Raw genomic sequence first — 4,394 nt, 5'->3', positions numbered from 1 at the left:
CTATTTCGGAGTGCCGGGAAACCATGAAACCCTCAGTATAGTTCGGGGACAGACCATCAAAGCCTGGTTTCGGTCATTACGCCGAAGGAGTCAGAAAGCGGTAAAGCTGAACTGGGAAAAGATGAAGAAGATCGTCCGGATCTGGATACCATCACTGCGCATCGTACACCCTTGGCCAAATGAGAGGCTGCGCGTTTGACTCAATGCAGGAGCCGGATGCGTTAGCAGCGCACGTCCGGATCTGTGCCGGGGGGTTGATCTGAAATTGAAAATTGTCAAAATTACCTTTCAGATCAATTCTCTACGGCGACCTTGGTTGTTTTTGATCTGCCTTTACAGTCTGATTTTGTGAGGTTCTCGAAGCCCTTCTCACTTCCTTTTTTTCAGGCTATGTTCTCCCTGTCATATGAACCAGCAACCAACGGGAGGCCCCCTTGAACCAGCAGCTCACGGATTTTTATGTAAAGCCCACATCGGACATTTTCTTCAAGTATCTCTTCGGTATGGAAGAGCATAAACCTATCCTGATTGATTTCATCAATGCCGTTCTGAAGGATTCCGGGTTCCCCCTGATCACAGACCTTGAAATCAAAAATCCCTTCAACCTCCAGACCATTTTCAATGAAAAAGAAAGCATTCTGGACATCAAGGCAAAATCCGTGGACGGCAGGTGGTTCGATGTGGAGATGCAGAATCTGTACAGGGCCTTTTTTCTTGAAAGAATCCTGTACTATTGGGCATCCATGTACAAAGAACAGCTTGGGGAGGGTGAAGACTATTCCCTTCTGAGACCTGCCATGTGCATTAATATCTTAGATTTTAAGATGTTTAAGCATGTGGATAAACGCCACCTCTGCTTCATGCTCCGTGAAAAGGATATCCCTGAACTGCTGATGACGGATCACCTTGCCCCAAATCCTCCATCAAATTCAGCTACACCTCTCCTATGGTGTTTCGGGAGGCTTTTTTCAGCCCTCAACAGGGCGGTGAGGCTTCAAAAAGGGTCATTTTATGAGGAGTAGGTCTCAAATATAAGGCGCAAAACTCAAAATTAATCAATCTTGAGTAATTTTAGGCGCAGCTATCCCTCTTGATGCAATTTTTAGAAAAAATTAGTTGCTTACCAAGGGATCGGGCTAAACAATTAACATGCTGATCTTTTTTCTTATCTCCGATATCCAGCCAACAGCTCTTGTGCATCGTATAATCAGCACACGTGCCTTTTCATAGATGTGGGCCGGGATATGGATGCGTTTAAAACGAATAATCTTCATCTTCCGTGTAACCCAATCTTCCCCCAAAGCCAGTAGTTTCATAGCCGCGTGAAGATTCAGGGCCAGAATCATAATCCACCACCAGGCAGCATTCACACCCAGATTAGAGGATGGAAGGCGACCGCCTGCAAAATCTTCCTTCATGGCCCGGTGAACCTCTTCGCTTTCCCCGCAACGCTTGTAAAGCCACTGGATCAGTTTTTCTCCATGCCAGTCCATATTTGTCATAATACCGAAAATTTTATATTTTTTACCGTTCATTGTTGCCGTTGGAAAAGGATATTCCTTTTCTTCTTCCATTCCAGGGATTTCCTCCTGTTCCAAAATGACTTCACGGGTCACAAGGTATCTATATTCTCTGCCAGTTTTTTTCTTTGCAATTTTATTGGGAACAAAACAGACTTCTGCCCATTCTTTGCGTTGCCCGATTTTGTTTCTTTGTTCAGAATCTGTAAAAATCTCCCAGCTATCTTCAGGGATCTCATTAACTGCATTTTTAAAAGCCATGGTCACAGGACAGCCAACAGCAAACTCAATTCGACCAAACCTGGAATCTCCACCATCATCACAATATGCCAGAAATTCATGCTCATAACCTGCAGTATCCGATCGGACACGAACTTTTTTTACACTACCTGGAAGTTGCCTTGTGGCCTCTTTAAGAACTTGCGTCTGTTTAAATCCTGCAGGAACATTGCCATCACGGAACTCGGAATAAAGCAGAAGTTTGTGTTCTGCCCAGAATACATTAAACCTGAAATCCGGCTCTTTTTTATACCTACACAGGTTCTTTAACTCCAAAGGCTTTAAAGATAGTCATTTGAAGTCTGGTTAATGGAAAAAGGATTTTGGCTCCCTTGATTTCCTGTCTGCGCAACTTGGATAAAGTCAGAAGCAATTCCTTCATTGTCATTTTGCAGTACAGTTTCATTTGCCTTTGTATCCCGGAGAGTCCAGCACGGCCATGATGGTTGCACCGGAAATAGGCCTGTCTCCGCCCCGGAGGGACGGGAATACATATTTTCCGGAGCCAGTGTATGTCCGGGAGGTCTGCCAGTATCTGCATGGCCTGTCTGGACAGTGGTGTCATCATGGACAGCCCTCCTTTAGAGCCATTCCAAGTCCACATACCTGTGGCGGGATCAATCTCCTGTCATGCCATGGCCCTCAGTTCTCCGGGTCGGCAGAACAGCAGTGGCAGAATCCGGGCTGCGGAGGCCACAACGGCAGAGCCGGTATACCCGTCCAGTGCCCGTAGCAGCGCTCCCAGCTCGGCCACGTCCAGCACGGCGGGAAAGTGAGTCTCCTTGCTGGTTGGCAGAAGACCCGCCAGATCCTGTGTCGGATCCTGTTCTGTCCGGTCTTTGGAAATGGCATAACGGAATACCTGGGAGATGATGGTTTTTACCCCTGTGGGCTGTTTCAATGTGGCCTTTGTCACATATGGAGCGGAGCAGGGCCAGTACCACCGGAGGCGTGATATCCTGTGTCTTTTTTGATCCGATGATCGACAGAATTTTGCCATCTAACCTGAATCTGATTTTCTGGGAATGTTTTGGGACCACCTGTCGGGCGTGTACCAGATGAAACCACTCATCTGCAAGATGGCGGAAGGTATTCTTACCGTTTTTTTCTGCTTCAGCCTGTTTTTTTTCAGACTGAGGTCAATTCCTCTGGCAACCTGAGTCGGATATCTCCGGCCATCAGACCGGGCTTCCTTGAGGGAAATGTCCGGGAAGCCGCCCAGTACCAGGGCCCTTTGTTTTTCCTTTGACCCGGTAGCGTACATGCCATGACTTTTTGCCCGATGGCTGAACAATCAGGTGCAGTCCGCCACCATCCGACAGGGCGTATCTTTGTTGCTGAGGAACCGCACATTCACACTCTGCGGAAGTGATGGCGTATTTTATTGTCATATCAGCCTCCTTTCCTGATTTTGAGTAACCAGAATTCAGGGGCTTGAAAAGGGCGAGTAACCGGATTTTTCCCGCCGAAACGGTTACCCACTGGTTACTCAAGAAACCCTTGCTTAGGAAGCTTTTTCTTAGTTTTGCATGATAGGGATGCATGGGCAAAAAGGGGGAAGATATGTGTGGTTAATGGATTTCAGGCAATAAAAAAGCCGCCTTTCGGCGGCTTAAAATTTGGTGTTGGTGGCGATGCAGGGACTTGAACCCCGGACTCTGCGGATATGAGCCGCATGCTCTAACCAGCTGAGCTACATCGCCATATTTGACAGGTTCTTACCCGACAAACGAAAGCTTTATTAACAGGGCCTTTCTTTTACGTCAACCTTATTTTTGAAAGATCCTGTTTTTTATTTCCGATCCGCGGGGGAAGAGCGCATGACATCAATTTCAAATCCTGAAAGTCCCTGAGGAAGATCTGAAAAAACAAACATAAACGGGATTGTCTGTGCTGGACCAATATTTTCGTTAAGATTGCGATCCCCTGATATCTTGTTCAGCTCTTTTTCTATTTCCGTCAGGGGCATACGCATCAGTTCAATTTCAGGCAGGGTATTTCCAGCATAAACCATGCGGGTGGCACTTAGGGTTTCTCCTGCAAAAAGTTTTGCCCGTATGTGGATGTGCTTCCTTGGCTGAGGATAGTTATTGTGTACCTGCCCGGTGATGATCAGCAGTCTCCCTGCTTCTTCATGGTTGATGAAGCTGTGAGTGACGGCACTTTTACGGATTCTGAGGTTGCCGGGATCATGAAACTCGGGTTGCGTGCTGACCGTGGTCTTGCCAATAAATGGCAGGGTAATATTGTTTTTCTGAACATATAAAACAGCACCAAAGATTCCTGCCCCCATGAGCATGAGCAGCAGCAGAAGAATCAGGATAAAGCGAAGCGTGGCCGGTTTCTGGGCCGTAGGAGGTGCCACCTCAGGCTCCGTTTCAATGCTTCCGGATGCAGGAACTCTCTGGGGGATGGCGATGGCGTGTGGAGTCAGGGCTTCATCGGCGGCAGAGGGGTGGGCTTTTGTGGACGTTTCAGATACAGAATCATCCAGAGTAAGTTCCAGTCCATCGTCAGCAACCTGTTTTTTAGACGTTTCATCCCCCAGGTCAAGATCAAGGTCAAAGTCGAGATCTTCAGTATCTTTCTGTGCTT

4 protein-coding genes, 1 tRNA gene and 2 pseudogenes are annotated in these 4,394 nt (G+C 47.3%); 1 reads left to right on the top strand and 6 read right to left on the bottom strand.

All coding sequences use genetic code 11. From position 1 onward, the window contains the following. The first annotated feature begins 434 nt into the window (after positions 1-434). A complete protein-coding gene (locus LZ24_RS16860) occupies positions 435-1,022 on the top strand; it encodes an Rpn family recombination-promoting nuclease/putative transposase (protein ID WP_144686876.1) in 588 nt (195 codons plus the stop codon). A gap of 114 nt (positions 1,023-1,136) precedes the next feature. Here the strand turns inward: LZ24_RS16860 and LZ24_RS16855 are convergent, their stop codons facing one another. The 6 genes and pseudogenes from LZ24_RS16855 to LZ24_RS16835 all read right to left on the bottom strand — a co-directional run. After that, positions 1,137-2,075, bottom strand: coding sequence for a transposase (locus tag LZ24_RS16855; protein WP_144686875.1), 939 nt, complete (start codon positions 2,073-2,075; stop codon positions 1,137-1,139). Between the two features lie 352 nt (positions 2,076-2,427). Continuing rightward, the gene (locus tag LZ24_RS16850) at positions 2,428-2,700 is read right to left on the bottom strand and encodes a tyrosine-type recombinase/integrase (RefSeq protein WP_144686874.1); all 273 of its coding nucleotides are present in this window, start codon (positions 2,698-2,700) and stop codon (positions 2,428-2,430) included. Between the two features lie 37 nt (positions 2,701-2,737). Further along, positions 2,738-2,839: pseudogene (locus LZ24_RS18125) on the bottom strand (hypothetical protein); the annotation flags it as partial. Next, positions 2,800-3,190, bottom strand: a pseudogene (locus LZ24_RS18120) (Arm DNA-binding domain-containing protein). The pseudogenes LZ24_RS18120 and LZ24_RS18125, both read right to left, overlap by 40 nt. Before the next feature lie 235 nt (positions 3,191-3,425). After that, positions 3,426-3,502 (bottom strand) — tRNA-Met (locus tag LZ24_RS16840). Between the two features lie 89 nt (positions 3,503-3,591). Continuing rightward, positions 3,592-4,394 (bottom strand): DUF3426 domain-containing protein (locus LZ24_RS16835; protein WP_144686872.1); only part of this gene is annotated, 803 nt, incomplete at its 5' end.

The sequence above is a fragment of the Desulfobotulus alkaliphilus genome (assembly GCF_007830435.1).
GTDB classification, from domain to species: domain Bacteria; phylum Desulfobacterota; class Desulfobacteria; order Desulfobacterales; family ASO4-4; genus Desulfobotulus; species Desulfobotulus alkaliphilus.
This window is presented reverse-complemented; position numbering and strand designations above follow the sequence as displayed.